The 15,936-nt window shown below is 52.5% G+C and carries 7 protein-coding genes; all 7 read right to left on the bottom strand.

Going from position 1 to position 15,936, the window contains the following annotated elements:
* Window positions 1–3 precede the first annotated feature (3 nt).
* The 7 genes from BP71_RS14715 to BP71_RS14685 all read right to left on the bottom strand — a co-directional run bounded on the left by BP71_RS14715 (window position 4) and on the right by BP71_RS14685 (window position 15,828).
* A complete protein-coding gene (locus BP71_RS14715; RefSeq protein WP_496380403.1) occupies window positions 4–3,765 on the bottom strand; it encodes a hydantoinase B/oxoprolinase family protein in 3,762 nt (1,253 codons plus the stop codon).
* 304 nt (window positions 3,766–4,069) lie between these two features.
* Window positions 4,070–4,942 (bottom strand): AraC family transcriptional regulator, encoded by an 873-nt coding sequence (locus BP71_RS14710; protein ID WP_496380401.1) that lies wholly within the window; start codon window positions 4,940–4,942, stop codon window positions 4,070–4,072.
* Window positions 4,943–5,033: 91 nt separating this feature from the next.
* The gene (locus tag BP71_RS14705; RefSeq protein ID WP_496380399.1) at window positions 5,034–6,017 is read right to left on the bottom strand and encodes an arabinan endo-1,5-alpha-L-arabinosidase; all 984 of its coding nucleotides are present in this window, start codon (window positions 6,015–6,017) and stop codon (window positions 5,034–5,036) included.
* Entirely contained in the window at window positions 6,017–6,706 is a 690-nt protein-coding gene (locus tag BP71_RS14700) for a DUF3823 domain-containing protein (protein WP_496380397.1), read from the bottom strand. The genes BP71_RS14705 and BP71_RS14700 overlap by 1 nt, the downstream gene beginning before the upstream one ends.
* Before the next feature lie 5 nt (window positions 6,707–6,711).
* Window positions 6,712–8,595: a RagB/SusD family nutrient uptake outer membrane protein gene (locus BP71_RS14695; protein WP_496380395.1), complete on the bottom strand. Its 1,884-nt coding sequence runs from the start codon at window positions 8,593–8,595 to the stop codon at window positions 6,712–6,714.
* Between the two features lie 9 nt (window positions 8,596–8,604).
* Window positions 8,605–11,802: a SusC/RagA family TonB-linked outer membrane protein gene (locus BP71_RS14690; RefSeq protein WP_496380393.1), complete on the bottom strand. Its 3,198-nt coding sequence runs from the start codon at window positions 11,800–11,802 to the stop codon at window positions 8,605–8,607.
* A 276-nt stretch (window positions 11,803–12,078) separates the two neighbouring features.
* Window positions 12,079–15,828: a PVC-type heme-binding CxxCH protein gene (locus BP71_RS14685; protein WP_496380391.1), complete on the bottom strand. Its 3,750-nt coding sequence runs from the start codon at window positions 15,826–15,828 to the stop codon at window positions 12,079–12,081.
* Window positions 15,829–15,936: the final 108 nt, after the last annotated feature.

Genomic DNA, 15,936 nt, shown 5'->3' with positions numbered 1-15,936 from the left:
AATTTAAACACCAAACCCTCCACCACCCGGCGTTTCGATAGTTAAAACATCCCCCATCTTCATTTTCAGACTACAAATCCCAGGCAATTCAACAGTTTTACCATTTGAAAGAAGCGAATGCCGCCCGCAGGCTCCGTCGCCACCGCCATTCATCCCATAAGGCGCATACCGCCGGTGCTGGCCGAGCAACGTTACCTGCAAGGGCGCGAGAAATTCCAGTTTACGAACGATACCATCCCCGCCGCGCCAATGCCCCGCACCACCCGAACCGCGACGAATGCCGAATTCGAGTAGTCTGACCGGATATTTCCGCTCCAACTGTTCGGGATCGGTAATGCGCGTGTTGGTCATGTGCTGGTGCACCGCCGAGCGGCCGTTGAAGCCGTTACCCGCACCCACGCCGCCGCCGATGGTCTCGTAATAGCCGAATTGCTCGTTCCCGAAAAGGAAATTGTTCATCGTCCCCTGGCTGCAAGCCGCGAGCCCGAATGCTTTCAGTAAGGTATCGACCAGCCGCTGGCTCACTTCCGTATTGCCGCCTACTACCGCCGGGCAGTGCAATGGGTCGTCCGAAAAATCGGGGTGAAGGAAGCTGTTTTCGGGTAGTTTAATTTCCACATCTCGCATCAGTCCGTCGTTCAGAGGAATTTCCTGATCAACCAAAAGCCTTAAAACATATAGAATGGCGCTGTACAGAATGGAAATGTTGGCATTCAGATTATTCGGATGGACAGCCGACGTGCCGGTGAAATCAAAAACCTGATTAGTATCGGTGATGCTGATTTTAACGACAATCCGATGACCATCATCCAGCGATTCGGATGCTTCGAAAACCCGGCCCTGCAATGGTACCAATGCATTCCGAAGCTGCGAAAGCGCCGTTTGTTTGAGCATATGCATGTATTTACGCACGGTTTCCAACCCATGGTTTTCCACCAGTTTCAACAATTGCGCGCTGCCTTTTTTCAATGCCGACAATGCCGCGACAATGTCCGCTTCATTGGAAAGGAACGACCGGGTAGGATAGGGGCCGCGAGCGAAAAGCCCCCGCAATGCCTCCCACTGAAATTCCCCCGCCTTCACCAGGTACTGCGGCACGATCACCACGCCTTCTTCGGCCAGGCAGGTAGCGTCCGGCGGCATCGAGCCGGGCGTCTTACCTCCGACTTCCGCATGGTGTGCGCGGTTAATGACGTAACCCACGCAAGTCCCGTCCTCCGTAAAAACGCCGGAAAGCAACGTAATATCCGGCAAATGCGACCCGCCGTAACGCGGATGGTTGGTAATCACCACATCGCCTGGACCAACCGCTATGGCCTCGCGCACGAGACGCCCGCATATGCCCATGCTGCCCAGATGCACGGGGATGTGTTGCGCATTCACGAGCAGCTCGCCGTCTGCGTCGAGCAGTGCGCAGGAGAAATCAAGGCGCTCTTTGACATTCACTGAAAAGGCCGTCCGCTGCAATTGAACACCCATTTCGTCGGCAATGGCTTTGAAACGGTTCGTGAAAAGCTGCAATGCCACTTCCTCGCTTTGCTGGTTTTTATGGATTTGCGCGGTCTGCATTTTCCGGGCAATGGCGTCTTGTCCGTGCTGGATCACGAGTTGCCAGCCTGCCGGCAGGTAAGTGGTAGAAGTATTGTTGAGTAGAATGGCCGGCCCGTCAATTCCGTCGCCCGGTTGTAGGTTATCCCATTCAAAAACGGTTGTTTCGGGCAGGATAATGTCGGTAATAAAAGGCCTGGTATACCCAGAACTCGCAGCTTTTCGCCCGGTTTCGATCACTGTGAGCGGTTCCTGACAAGGACTTTGCTCCTGCACTTTCAGCTTGATACTTTCCAGTTCCACCACCGCATTGGCTGGGTAATAGCCAAATTGCGCGCGGTAGGTTTCCTCAAATGCTTTCAGCGTATTTTCCGCCTGAAAGGGTATTTCAATGGTATTTTCCTGACCTGTAAAACGCAGGTAGAGATGACAAAAAATAGTTTTAAAAGCATCAATGCCCTGTTCCTGCAAAATTCCGCCCGCCTGTTTTTCCAAAGCATCACGCCATCCGGCAATGTGCTGTGATGCTTCCTGCCACGGCGAAAGGAGTTGCTTCGACACAATGGTGCTGATCAGCGCCTCGCCAATGCCCGCGGCACTGAAAAGCCCGCCGTCGTAGGGCAGCAACACCGTGTCCATATCCAGTAATTCGGCCAACTGGCATGCATGCAAGCCGCCCGCACCGCCAAAAGTGACAAGGGCAAATGCATTGGGGTTAATACCTTTTTCCACCGAAATCTTGCGGATCGCATCGGCCATTTTCTCGTTGGCAATGTGTTCCAGCCCGGTTAGTATTTCGTGATGGCTTAATAAGTTGCCGGTTTGGGCCTGAATGGTGTTTTTGAGTTCTTCCAACCGCGCAATCGCTGCCGCCGGATTGATCGGAATGCTGAATTTGGAAGTTTCCAGCTTGCCGAGCAGCAGGTTCACATCGGTTACCGTTAATGGCCCGCCGGCGCCGTAGCAAGCAGGGCCGGGCGAGGCACCCGCACTTTCCGGGCCTACTTGCAGGGAAAAGCCATCGAACCAGCAGACCGAGCCACCGCCCGCTGCCACCGTTTCAATGGCGAGGGTAGGGTTGTGAAATTCAATGCCGTCGATTTCGGTAATGTATTTCAATTCCGGCTGGCCGTCGATCAACGCGGTATCGGTGCTTGTACCACCCATGTCGAAGGTAATGGCTTTCGAAAAGCCCAGTTTTTGCGCAAAATTGGTGGCTGCGACCATTCCCCCCGCCGGGCCGCTGAGCAGGCTGTCTTTCGCGCGGAAACCGATCACTTCCGACAGGCTCCCCGTGCTGGTCATCACTTGCAGGCTGCCACCGTTCAATACAGTCCTGATATTGGTCAGGTATTGATCCAGTATCGGGTCGAGGTAGGCGTTGACGACCGCGGTTTGCGTTCTTCGCAGGTAATGTGAAAATGGGAACAGGTCGGAGGAAGCGGAAATGTATTTCGCACCATTGTCCCGGAAATAGCCTGCAGCCTGCTTTTCATGTTCCGGGTTTTGGTAGGAATGCAGCAGTGATATAGCTACTGAGTTGTAATCAGCAGGTCTGTTTCCGTCTTGGATTTGGGTTAATTTCAGTTCTTCCAACACATTACCGCCCGCATCCAGCCGCTCTTCAATTTCTAGCACTTCACTATAAAGTAGTTTCGGTTCGGGAATATCGAGCTGGAAAAGAGAGGGGCGTTGCTGGTTGCCGATGTAGAGCAGGTCTTTAAAGCCCTTTGTAACAACCAATAATGTTTTAGCGCCTTTCCGTTCGAGTAATGCGTTGGTGCCCCTGGTCGTGCCCAGCCGCATTGCGATGGGTGGAAGTGGATTATCCAGTGGCGTTTGCGTGAGCACGCGTGCGGCCAGGATCGGGGCTTCTTCGCCGGTGGTTATTTCAAAATCCGCCGGTTGTGTGAACGCCAGATCGTCCGCTAAAGTGATCGTGTGTTGCTGCCGGTCAATATGGATAACGCGACTCGTCTCGTCGCTGCCGTGCAGTTTGAATGTATAGTTTTTGAAAAGGTCGCCATCATAAGGCCAGGAAGCTTCGAAACGATGGGTGTTCGGGCTTATTTTGCCGGTAATACGCCCGCGAAGGCAACTGGAACTGAGTACTTTGATGCGCGTCTTGTTCCCGGCCGGATCAATAGCGAGGCAGTCGGTAAATGTCCCGCCGGTGTCGATCCAGATTTGCCAGGCGATTGCAGGGGTGTTTTTCAAAACAATGAATTTGTGAGAGTAGAGCGATCGGATTCCAATTTAGGCAAATCAATAACATAGAACCGGTTTTCGGACACGTTTTAATGATTCAAAATTGCAGTTTTGGGCTCGAATGGTGGCATCAGGAGGCTCCTCCGGAGCCGCGGAAGATGGGTGGACAATTGTGTTGCTATAAACAGGAGGCCATTCCATGGCCATGTTCGGTTTAGGACTACGACGGAGCGGTTCCCTATTTGCAGAAAAACGAACGCCTGGCGTAATTTTTGGCTCCGTCGGGGCCTCCTGATCAATGCAAATACCCCTTTTAAATATCCCGAAACCCCTTCTGATATTCGCCCGGCGACATACCGGTCGTTTTTTTGAATACCCGGTTAAAGTTCGTCACATGGTCGAAGCCGGTTTGGTAGCAGATATCCGAAAAGCTGTCAAACTTGCCCGAAAGGATGATCTTGCAGGCCTCATTAATGCGGACCTCATTCAAAAAACTCACAAATGTCTTATCGGTATGCTTCTTGAAATACCGGCAGAATGCCTGGGGCGTGAGGTTGGCGATTTCGGAGATTTCGGCGAGGGAAATATGACGTTTGTAATTCGTGACGAGGTATTGAAAAATGCGGTCCATCCGGATACCCTCGACTTCGGAAATGACTTGTTCGCTATTGCTCGTTGCCAGCGGTTTCAGGTCGCGGGTGGTGGAAAATTGGTATAACAACTTGATAAATGCCGCAACCCGCTGACTTTCTTTGTGATGGATAATTTCCGAAATGATCTTCTGAATGCTTTCCCGCCCTTCTTCCGGGATCTGAAAGCCGTTGTGCACACCATTCACGAACTTCCGGATATTAGCCATTTCCGGCAGGCTGAGGATATTTTGGGATAAATAATTGGGATCGAAGAAAATGGAAACGGAATGGATTTGCCTGGGTTCGTCGGGGTTGAAGTAGGAGTCGTCGTTCTTGAAAATATGCGACTGGTTGGCCCCGATAATGTAAATGTCGCCCGACTCGAACCGCTGCATATAGTTCCCCGCGACCAGGATCCCCGAACCTTCCACCACCCATTCGATCTGCACTTCACGGTGGCGGTGCAAATGCGGGTAGTAATGCGGGAGTGTTTCTTCCTGCACTACAATTGTACTTTCGCGGGAAACTGGAATAGTGAATTGAACGACTTTCATAACATTAAATATAAGCAGGAAGGTTGATTAATGCTTCATGCCTGGGATGTTTTCAATGGATGTATTGTATTTTTAGGTTATTGGTGCTGCATCATTTTAAACGCAAAACCGGCCACCCGCTTTCCCACTCCAAACGCTCGACGCGCAACTTCGCCCGCCCTTTATCCTTCGCATCATACCCGTGAAAAACGAGGTAATTCACGCCATCGAACGAGCAAACGGCATTGTGCCCCACGCCATGCCAGTCTGCATTGCCTTCGAGCAGCAATGTGCCGCCGCCCTGGGTCATGGGCTTGCCGTCACCGTCGAGGTAGGGGCCGGATAATGTTTGGGAACGGCCGACGCGCATTTTGTAGGTACTTTTTGCGCCCCGGCAACAATAGTCATAGGAGGCAAAAAGGTAGAAATAATCATTTTTTCTGAAAATAAATGGCGCCTCGATGGCCCCGTTACCGGCTGTGGAATCGCTACCCGGCTTCGTGCGCGGCACGCTCGCGAGGGTGAACCACGTTTGCGGCTGGGCGATGCTGCTGGCGTCGGCGTTGAGTTTCACGAGTTTGATACCGTTCCAGAATGAGCCGAATGCAAGCCAGGGTTGCTGCTGTTCGTCGACGATCAGGTTGGGATCGATCGCATTCCATTCGTCGCGGCCGGGGACCGATTCGATCACTTGCCCGTGGTCCGTCCAATGATAATCGGGGCTGGCAGAGTTGAGCGTTTTATTAGTTGCCAGACCTATGCAAGAGCGATTTTTTCCAAATGTGGAAATGGAATAATAGAGATAATAAAGACCCTTGTGATACGAAATATCCGGTGCCCAAACGTGTCCCTTGAAACCCGGAACCGCTTTAAGCGCCCATTCGGGCGGCGCATTGAAAACAGGTTTCTCCTTTTTCCAGTTTTGCATATCCTTCGACGACCACATGCTGATGCCCCGGCCCGTCGCGAAAACATAGTAAACCCCATCCTGCCGGATCATCACCGGATCGTGGACAGGGATATTCGTTTGCAATGAATCCTGGGCGCGACCGATTTGCGCGCCCAGGATGAGTAATAAGACAATTATTGGCTTCATTATTTCAGCATAATCTTCTGCGGCGCGCCGAAAAGCATCTCGCCCACACCGGAAGTCTTCACGCCTATGCGCGCATAAATGTACGTGCGTGACGCGTGTGCCGCAGGAATGTTGACAGTCAGCGTAACCGGTTTCGATAAATCGGTCAGGTTTGCGGCAACTTCCTGAACATTGGCGACGCTGTTGTTGGCATCGACGATCGTGGTGGTACCGATGTACAGGTTCACCCGTTCGAGGGGCCGGTCGGCGGCGATTTGCTGGATATTGAACGTGGCCGAAACTTTGCCTTCACCTTTAGAATAAGCCTCGTTTTTGAATACAAAATAAGGATTAACCGGCACATCGATCTCCTTCGAACCTCTCAATTCCACGTCGATCGAATCCGTATTGTCGGTCCACGGACCATTGCCACGCAGCCTTACCAGCTTGTAATTACCGTCGAAAAGCGAGGCCGAAAAAGTGCCGTCCTGGTTCACATGGACGGGAAGTTTGGTAAAAAGCTGATAGCCGTGCTGCCAAAGTTCCAGCTGCACACCGTTCGAGCGCACGCCTACCGGTTGCCCTTCAAACACAACCCGACCTTTCAAAACCGATTTCGGCTCGGTGCGGTTATCTTTTTCACATCCCGAAAGGCCTACTATGAATGCCAGCAGCAGTGCGGGAATGCATTGTATGATTTTTGATTTCATTGCGATTAATGGAATGGGTTACGGATGATTTTCGGATTATTGTCGATCACGCTTTGCTGAACAGCCGAGTAGTAGTTGCCCATCTGAAAGAACCTTGGCGCGCGGAAACGCGGGGCCACCAGCTTATCGAAAACATATTTGCCGTGCGTTGCGTGGCCCGGGCGTACGACGCGGTAAGGGTACAAGGCGTAGATTACTGCGTCGGGGTTAGAGGCGTTGCCATTCCATACTTCATGTGCAATGCGCCATCTTTTCACGTCCCACACCCGGTGGTCTTCGAAGGCAAGTTCTACGCGGCGTTCGTTCTGAAGTTTTTCGAGCGTCAGCGTTTTCAGGCTGTTTGCAGGGAAGCCGGCACGTTCGCGCAGGGTATTCACGTATTTCAATGCATTCGCATTCTGTCCCAGCTCGAAAGCCGCCTCGGCTGCATTCAGGTATATTTCACCCAACCGGAACCGCACCCACCACATATCGCTGCGGATACCGCGCGTGCTCGACATGGCTGTTTGGTCGACATATTTACGCAAATAGAAGCCCGTATTGGAAACCTCCGTTTGCGAACGCTGCGGGCCGGAAGCACCGGTAAGCAGGCCGCCATCGTCGTAAGCAGAGCCAAGGACGTTGGATTCGACGGTTTTGAATGCACTAGTAGCATTGTCCCACACTTTTACACCGGCCTGGATCTGAACTTCCGAACCGCGGAAACTCGTGCCGGGATAAATGATCGTTCCGTAAAGCCGGGCGTCCTTGTTGGCGAAAATGTCCTGCAACTTGTCGTAGTAAACATAGTCGGTATTGCCGGCGTTGCGGTTTTTGAGCTCACCGGAAGAACCGTCGAGGTACTCATAATCTTCGACAAGGTTGAGCGACGGGGTAATGGATGAGGACGAAAGGTTATCCTCGCGAACGTTGCGCGCGATGTTGTCGTACGTGAAACCGTGGCGTTTATCTTTACTAACCAGGAAATCCTGTGCCCATATCACTTCCCGGTTGGCGTTCTTTTTGGTGATGGCCTCGTAAAAATTGGTGCCCTTGTCGGGATTGGTTTTGTAGAGCTCATAACTGCCGCTGCTGATGATCTCCTCCGCAGCTGCCAGGGATTTGGTATAATAATCGTTAGCCCTTGCCGCCGGAATCCCCACCTCGCCGCCGGGAGTGGAAATAGGCGAAGCCATTTTGTTGTTGTACTTCGCAATAGACGCGGCGTACAGCATCACACGGCTTTTCACGGCCAGCGCCGTAAACTTGTTCGCACGCGTGTTGCTGGTACCATTGCCGAGCACATCTTTCACCGCATCCAGCTCGCTGGCGATGAAATCGTACACTTCTTCCTCCTTGTTGCGGGGCTGCTGCAAGGCCGACGGGTTGCCATCGAAGTTGTAGATCAGCTGCTTGGTTACCAACGGAACGCCACCCATCCGCTTCACGTGCTCGAAATACACAAAGGCGCGGAGAAAACGCAGTTCCGCCGAAAACTGTGCCTTTGGGCCGTCCGAAAGCTTCACCGCATAAGTCTGGATGTTTTCCAATGCGAGGTTAATGTCGCGGATCAGACCATAATCCCAAAGCCTCCAGCGGTCTACAGGGTAGGAGAGGATATTGTTCCGGGCATCGTCATTGTTGGACCACATCGCTTCGTCATACGCGGCGAAATCCTGCCATCCTTCCCGGTTCACGGCATTGGCGTCACCATTTGAGCCGTGGTTAAGGTCGGTATGGTAAGGCAGACGATCGTAATAGTTGGCCAGCAGCCCGGTGATCATCTTCGGCTCGTTCCAAACCTGTTCTTCAAGAATGATATTCTGCGGTTTGCGTTCGAGCCAGTCGTTGCAACCGGCAACGATGAGCATGGAGGCAGAAACCAGTATTTTCAGTGATAATTTTTTCATAACCAGTTTTTAGAAAGTGAGGTTAAAACCTGCATTGAACAATCGCTGCTGTGGATACACGAGTGCGTTACTCGATGAAATCTCCGGATCGATACCGTACTTCTTCACATTGTCGATCGAGAAGAGGTTGGAGGCATTTACATAAATGCGCAGCGCCGAAAGGCCGATCTTTTTGGTAATGTTCTGGTCGAAACTGTAACCGAGCTCGATGTTGCGCAGGCGGATGTAGCGCACGTTGGTGATCCAGAAATCGCTTTTGCGGAAGTTCACGTGGCTCGTATTGTCCTTGCGAATGGCCGGATAGGTTCCTGAGATCCATTTGCTGTTCGGATCGAACGGATCTTCACGGTGCCAGCGGTCTTCGAGCATGTAACCCGGCGATGTACCGTTGTTCTGGTAAGGGATTTTCAACTCCCAGTTGCGCTGGAAGCTTTGCAGCGACGCACCTGCAAAGTCGAAGAACATCGAGAAACCTTTGTAGGAAACGCTGCCGTTCAATGCAAAGCTCAGGTACGGGTTGGCACCTTCCGCGTAGCCGATCGGGCGTTCGTCGAGGCCGTTGATAATGCCGTCGCCATTCACGTCTTTGTAAATAAAATCGCCGGGAAGGTGCGAGCGGTTGCCCTGGCCGTCGTTGTCGATTTTGTAGCTCTCAATCTCTTCCATCGACTGGAACTGGCCCACTACCTCGTAACCCCAGTTGATATTGCCCCAGCGGTCTACAAACGAGTCGCGGTACTCATTGTAAGAATTACCAAAGCGCGGTTTGTAGAAATCCAGGTCGCGGCGGCGGGAGAGGGTCGCATTGGCGCTCAACGTGTAATCAACCTGTCCTACATTGCTTTTATAGCTCAGTACCCCTTCCAAACCGCGGTTCGTATCCGAGTTCAGGTTTTCATTAGGTAAAGAATAACCCACTTCCGAAGGTAGCAGCACGTCGTAGCGGGCAGCCGGCAAGCCGGTGCGCTTTCTTTCGAAAATGTCAAACTGGCCCGAGAGCTTACCGCCCAGCAGACCGAAATCCAGACCAATATTGGTAGTAATGTTCGTGATCCAGGAAAGCGTGGTGATCGGCAAGCCCCGCGGCCGAACGCCGATGTTATAGGTCCCGTCAAAGATCGCGCTGCCCTGCAGGAAATCGTAACCCGACAGGTAACTGAACGGCGCTACTACAAAATCGTTGTTGGGATTGTTGAGGCGGTCGGCACCGGTACGGCCGTAGGAAGCGCGGAGTTTCAGGCTGCTGAACACATTTTCAAGTTTGCCCTTGAAGAAATTCTCCTCCGAAATACGCCATCCTGCCGATACGCCCGGGAAGAAACCGTAACGTTTGCCGGGTGCGTAAAGGAACGACCCGTCGTAACGGCCCACGAGTTCGAGCAGGTATTTTTGTTTGAAATCATAATTGATCCTGCCCACATAACCAGCCCGTGCCTCGGTACTCCACTCATCGATGAGTATATCCTGGTTCGCGAACGACATCAATGGAATGTAATTGTTTGGTGGAACGGTGTGCACGACGAGGTAGGTATTCACATTGTCGGACCGCTCGTAGGCCGCAACGGCGGAAATATCGTGGTTGCCAAATGCTTTCGCGTAGCTCAGCTGAAACTGTGCAAACCGGTCGACGATATTGCGTTTCCGGCGTTCGCGCCAGGGGTTTTGGTTACCGCCGCCGGGTACGACATTGTAGGTATCCGTCGCCTGATCGTAGGTGTAGGCATCATAGGTATATTCGAAACCATCAAAATCGAAGTTAGAGAAGCCGTATGAGTAGGTCCCTTTCGCCTTCAAGCCAAATTTGAAATCATATTCGGCATAAAAGTTACCCTTAACAGCCCTGGTGACCTCATCGATATAACCTGTTACTTCCTTTTTATAAGTAGCCGGGTTCACGTTCACATTGTGCGTCTGGTTGATGTACTTCGGGTTGTCGTTGGCGTAAGGGCGTTCCGTAGGCCACATGGTGAAAATACTGAGGAAAGGGTTGAAATAATCATCAAGCCCCGGCACGCCCACCTGGAAGCGGTCTTCAATGCGACCGCTGATCTGTGTGCCCACTTTCAGGCCTTTCGTTAGGCTCGATTCCAGGTTGGCCTGGATATTAGTCCTTTTGAAGTTGTAATCGCGGATCAATGCGTCCTGGTTCAGGTGACCGATCGAAAGGAAGTAGTTCATCTTTTCCGTGCCTCCCTGCACATTCGCATTTCCAAAATACTGAGGCACATTGGGTCGCATGACCATATCGTAGTAATCGAAGCTCTGGTAGCCTTTTTCGGTGCCGGCACGCCATTTTTCCAACTCCGCCGGGGTGATGGACGGTGTGCGTCCCTGGTTCACATCCGACTCCACGAGCCCGCGCATATGCTGGAATGCATTCGCCGGGCGTGGGTAGCGGGTGAAGTTCTGCAAACCATAATAGCCCGAAAGATTGATTTTCGTGCCATCTCCCGCCTTGCCGCGTTTGGTCGTCACGAGCACGACGCCATTGGACGCCCGCAGACCGTAAATGGCGGCCGAGGCATCTTTCAGGATGGATACACTCTCGATGTCGTTCTGTCCAAGGTTGTTAAAGCTGGCCGCATCGGAGGGGATCCCGTCGATGACGAAGAGCGGCGTACCCATGTTCCGGACCTGGATGGTGGTGGCGGCGCCGGGGCGTGCATCGGCTTTTCTGGCCGTAATGCCCTGAACGCGACCTACGAGTGCATCGGCCGTTCCAATGGATGGCGTGCGTACGAGGTCTTTGGCCTGGATGTTGCTCACCGCGCCGGTTACCGCCGCAGACGATTGCGTTCCGTAACCCACCACGACCACTTCCGTCAGTTCCTCGCTGCTGGGGAGCAGCGTTACCTTAATGTCGGACTGGTTACCTATCGCGATTTCCTGCGAAGTGTAGCCGATGAACGAGAACGACAGGATGGTCGCCGTTTCGGGCACGCTCAGCGTGTAAGTGCCGTCGGCGCCGGTAATGCTCCCCGTTGTGGTACCTTTCACGACCACGCTTACGCCCGGGAGCGGGGTGTTCTTTTCGTCGACGACCTTTCCGGTGATGGTTTTGTCGACAAGCTTTCGGTAGATAATCTCCTGACCGACGCGGAGATTTTCCGACCAAACCTCCTGAGGCGACAGGCATCCTGCCGCCAAAAGGGCAAAAAGAGGCCTGCGAAGCCCCGCGAGTGGGTTTCGTCTGTTTTGGTTGTTCATTGTTAACCTGGGTTAGATGTGAGTAGTAGTTATTACAGCATTATGTTTATTGGCATTCTGATTATTTATTAATAAAAAATATTGAATAAATACTATTTAAAAAATGATAAAAAAATAACCTTCCGCCAGGCTGGTGATGCCCGTCGTCCATTTGTTGAACTAAATCATTCGCCCAGATTCGCAGGAGGCATTTTGAATGCCCTGCGAATCTGAACGATGACTGCTATACGCTAAACCTGAATTGATTTTGAAACCATAGGCTCTTGCAGTTAAGAATTACAACCCTTTTTCCTTCACAACTTTCATTACCCCGGTCATCAGACGCCAGTGGCCAGGGAACGTGCATACATACGGATAGTCTCCAACCTGATCCGGTACTACAAACTTCAAGCGGTAGGTCTGGCCGGGGTTTACGAGCGGTGTCGCAGCCAGGATCTGAGGGATATTGGGTACATAATTCTTCTCTGCGCCATCTTTGGCGGTGATCATCTTGTCGGCAGCAGCGCCGATGATCTCGGTAGACTTGGGACGTCCTACCACAATGTTATGCTGCATCGCATCCGGGTTTTCGAACACGATTTCAACGGTTTTACCAGCCACCGCAGTGAATTCGGTGACAGTGAACTTCATTTCTTCACGAATAGCCTTGATCGTCACAACCTGTACATTCGGATCAGAGGCAACCTCTTCCTTGATGCCGTAAGATTCGAGCAAGGTCGTGTAGCGGCTGCTCAAATCGTCCGGGATCGTGCTTTTGACCGTTGCCAGCAGCTTGCGGCCTTCGTCGTTGGTGGTTTCCTTGCGTTTCGGGTTCCATGCACCGAGGACGCCTTTGATGATCGCATTGCGACCCTGCGGATCGAGTGATTGCGAAGTCTGGATCAGTTTCAGTACATCGTCGCCGCTGGCGTAGGATGCATAGCCACGCACGGTACGTTCCAGTGCAAAGTCCGAAAGGCGGTCGAGGCGGCGTACTTCGAAAGTTTTGGAGAACGTATTGTTTTTGTTCTCGTCTTTTTCAGGAACCACATTATCGACGTCGACGGTCGCGGTTACCGTTACTTTACCGGCTTCGTCGGAAGTAAAGCCGAAGTTGGACTTCCACGGGCCGTTGTTACCTTCCACGAGCTTCACCGTTTCTCCCGGCGCAATGCCGTTGATAAGCTGGCGGCTGATGTAGTTGGTATTCAAAGCACGGCTTCTGATGCCTACATTCACGACAGGCACCTGTTCTTTGGTAACAGGCACGCTTCCCTGGTTGGTAATCTCGATCACCACGCGGGCATATTCACGCACGTAAGGCGTTTTTGGCTCGATGGTAATGTTGGTAACAGCCAGTTCGGCCGATCCTTGCACGGTTACTTTGCTGGCGCCGTGGCCTTCGTGGTTCATTGCCGAGTGATCTACCTTTTGCGCTGTGCTGGTTTGCTGTGCAGGACCGGCAGAACCCGCTTTAGCAATGCGTTGGGTAAGGTACTTTTCACGCAATGCGCCATCGTGCGCGTTCAGAATGGCGGCAAATGCATCCGGCATCCAGCGGTCTTCGGCATTGGAATAGGTATCCAGCAATGCGAGGACAGCCGTTTCAATCTGCGGGGTCAATGGAATTTCAGCGAATGCGAGCAATGCATTCAGCACGACCAATGGCTCCTTGTCGTGCAGTGCGTCGGCGGTCAGCAAAGCCTGGCCGGAAGCTGCGGTGCGCGGCAATACTTTTACAGCCGTTTTGCGCACGTCGTTGGATGGGTGTTTCAATGCGTCCACTACCACAGGCAATACCTGCGCGTCGCCGATCGCGTTCAGGCCTTCCAGCGTCCACAATGCGTGGATGGCAGCAGGATTTAGGCCGATTTCGTCAACCGATTTGTCTTTTACCAGTTCAACCAGTTTGGCCACCACATCTTTGTTTCCGCGTTCTACCAAAAGGCGTTGCGCGTGCTGGCGCCAAAGCAGGTTGTTGTTTTTCAAAGTAGCTACCAACTCGTCGGGACGTGATTTGCTCAGAGAAATCGGCGTGTATTTCGGTGCGTTTTTCCAGCCGATGCGGTAGAGGCGACCGTGGGTAAAATCGCGCAATGGCGTTTCGTAGGCATTTCCTTTTCCGTTTTCAGATCCTTTTGGAGTTGGATTGTGCTGGATAATGTAGCTATACCAGTCGGCTACCCACACGGCGCCATCCGGGCCTACTTCCGCGAATACAGGAGCTACCCATTCATCGGCACCTGCGAGGAGGTTAAAGCCCAGCTGATCTTCAAAGTCCGTACCTTTTTTTACCATCACGTTCTGGTGCAGAATGTGGCCGGTAGGTTCGGAAACGAATGCGACTTTGTTCCAGTATTGTTTCGGATAAGCGCGGGCGGTGTAGAAGTTGTGGCCTGCTGCGGCTGTAAATCCACCGAAAACGTCAACCTGGCGCACTTTCGGCGTAATAGGCTGCATGTCTTTATGCGTATCGGTGCTGCGGCTTCCGTTATCGACCTTGCTGGCTCCGAAATAGCGGTTGGGAATGGCGCTGTACCAGCCGTGCGAGTTGTTCGCAGTGGAACCGAACAGGTCACCGGCCTCATTGAAGCCCAATCCCCAGGTATTATTGGAAGTTTTGGCTACGATTTCCATATCCGAACCATCCGGCTTGAAGCGGAACAATGCCTGACCGAAGTCCAGCTCATCGCTTTTGCCTACTTTTCCTTTGAAACCCGAGTAACCCACCGAGCCGTAAACCCAGTTGTCGAAGCCATAATGGAGGTTGGAAGGTCCCGCGTGGGTATCGCCGGTGCCGAAGCCTGAGAAGAGGATTTTCTTCACATCAGCCTTATCGTCGCCGTCGGTATCCTGCAAAAACAGCATATGAGGTGCCTGCGACACGACCAGGCCGCCGTTAGCGAACGCCAGGCCGGTTGGAATGCTCAAATCATCCGAGAACTTGGTGAATTTGTCCGCCTTACCGTCATTATTAGTGTCTTCGCAGATCAGGATGTAGTCGCTACCGCCAGTGTCCTTGCGTTCGTTGGGATAATCTTTTGTAATCAAAACATACAATCTGCCGCGCTCATCCCAGGTCATCGCGATCGGGTGCATGACGTCGGGTTCGTGTGCGAACACGTCCAATGTAAAATCAACCGGGATTTGAATGTGTTTCACAGATTCTTCCGGCGAAAGTGGCAACTGCTGCATTTGTACGCCTGGGCGTTGTTCGTAGTTAGGCAGCTTGGCCTCGCGGTATTCGAATGGTTTCGGGGCCAATGCGGCCAGCGACTTGCGTGCGTCGTCGTTTACGGCCCAGAGGATGCCTTTTTCAATCAGATCCTGGAAACCCTGTGTGCCCCAGGTACGCTCGTCGTGGCCGTACGCGGTGTAAAAAATGCGGCCTTTACCATGTGTTCTCACCCAGGTATAAGGCTCTTTTTGCTGGCCCGGACGGTCTTTTTCCTGGTCTTTCTGGATCAGGCGCTCTGTCAGCACGATGTTATCAGGTTGCAGCAACGTGTGCAGGTAGGTTTCATCCACCGTTTTGAATGGTTTCACACCTGCGATGGCTGGGTGGTCGGGCTTGGTCCATACCGGCTGGATGGTGTCCCAGGTATGGCGCCAGAACTGTCCGCCGATCAGCTTCACCACGTCGGCATTGTTGCGGAAGCAGTAAGAAGCGCAGTGAACAGGAATAAAACCTTTTCCGCTGGCCACGTAGTCGAGCAGCGACTTCGCCTGCTGGGGAGCAATGGAATCCCAGTTGGCATACAACATCAACGCATCGTATTTGTTCAGCGTCTCGGGGTTCAGATCGTTGAGGTTATCCGTGTAGGTAAAGTTGAAGCCTTTGGGACCCAAAGCTGCCATGATCTGCGGAACACGTTCGGCGGGCTTATGATGCCCTTTGTCGCCCAAAAACAGGATTTCCAGTCGGCGTGCCTTTCCTGCCTCACCTTTGGAAGAAGCACTTTTAACCGACGCGTTCTGGGACGTTTGCTGAGAGGCACATCCCAGCAGGACAATACCTAAGATAAAGGATAACGCTTTGGTTTTCATTGAGGTTAATTGTTTCTTGTTGTAATGGAATTGGTTGGGTTTGTTAACATTGTGCATACCCTTCGACTGCGCTCAGGGTGACAAGGCAAATGTATTTTCTTGCCCGGT

The organism is Dyadobacter ginsengisoli DSM 21015 (assembly GCF_059568735.1).
This window is presented reverse-complemented; position numbering and strand designations above follow the sequence as displayed.

Coding starts and splice junctions, on each gene's coding strand:
- BP71_RS14695 (WP_496380395.1), bottom strand. CDS start 8,595: ATGAAAAAATTATCACTGAAAATACTGGTTTCTGCCTCCATGCTCATC.
- BP71_RS14690 (WP_496380393.1), bottom strand. CDS start 11,802: ATGAACAACCAAAACAGACGAAACCCACTCGCGGGGCTTCGCAGGCCT.
- BP71_RS14685 (WP_496380391.1), bottom strand. CDS start 15,828: ATGAAAACCAAAGCGTTATCCTTTATCTTAGGTATTGTCCTGCTGGGA.
- BP71_RS14705 (WP_496380399.1), bottom strand. CDS start 6,017: ATGAAGCCAATAATTGTCTTATTACTCATCCTGGGCGCGCAAATCGGT.
- BP71_RS14700 (WP_496380397.1), bottom strand. CDS start 6,706: ATGAAATCAAAAATCATACAATGCATTCCCGCACTGCTGCTGGCATTC.
- BP71_RS14710 (WP_496380401.1), bottom strand. CDS start 4,942: ATGAAAGTCGTTCAATTCACTATTCCAGTTTCCCGCGAAAGTACAATT.